Annotated in this window: 1 pseudogene; it reads left to right on the top strand. The window is 66.4% G+C overall.

Features of this window, described 5'->3' with window-relative positions:
- Positions 1–321: pseudogene (locus tag FXF52_RS41360) on the top strand (hypothetical protein); the annotation flags it as partial.

The following is a 321-nucleotide window of genomic DNA, read 5'->3' as shown; positions in this document are numbered from 1 at the left end:
TGTGAAGCCGGTGGCCGCGGTGCAGGCCGACAAGCCGGACATGGGCAAGCTGATCCCGCATGGTGTGCAGGGCGCCCAGTCGCGCATCGCCCTGAACGACGAGCAGGTCGCGAATGTGAAGGCGATCATCGCGGCGACGAAGAAGGCGGGTCTGCCGGAGCGGGCTGCGGTGATCTCGATCGCTACGAGTCTGCAGGAGTCGAAGCTGGAGAACCTGGGCCACCTGGGTGACGCCAATGATCACGACTCGCTGGGCCTGTTCCAGCAGCGGCCGAGCTCGGGTTGGGGTACGCCGGAGCAGATCACCAACCCCGAGTACGC

Source organism: Micromonospora sp. MP36 (genome assembly GCF_008119785.1).
Classification (GTDB): Bacteria; Actinomycetota; Actinomycetes; order Mycobacteriales; family Micromonosporaceae; genus Micromonospora.
Note: the sequence above shows the minus strand (reverse complement) of the source record. Positions and strands in the feature narration are given on the sequence as shown.